We start from the raw sequence: 201 nt of genomic DNA on the forward strand, positions 1-201 counted from the left end.
CGCAGCGGCCGAAGCTGGCCTGCTGCAGCTGTGACCACATCGTTCAGGCTTCCATGCCGTCAAAACCCATCGAACGCAGCTATGCGGGCCCCGGCCTGCTGGCGCGCATCGTCACGGCGAAGTTCGCAGAGCACACGCCTCACTATCGTCAGTCAGAGATATACCATCGTCAGGGCGTGGAGCTGAGTCGCGCCACGCTGG

1 protein-coding gene is annotated in these 201 nt (G+C 63.7%); it reads left to right on the plus strand.

Going from position 1 to position 201, the window contains the following annotated elements; genetic code table 11:
• A partial coding sequence (locus F7Q90_RS26530; RefSeq protein WP_151161275.1) for an IS66 family transposase occupies positions 1 to 201 on the plus strand: 201 nt, incomplete at both ends.

It is taken from the genome of Pantoea stewartii subsp. stewartii (genome assembly GCF_008801695.1).
GTDB classification, from domain to species: domain Bacteria; phylum Pseudomonadota; class Gammaproteobacteria; order Enterobacterales; family Enterobacteriaceae; genus Pantoea; species Pantoea stewartii.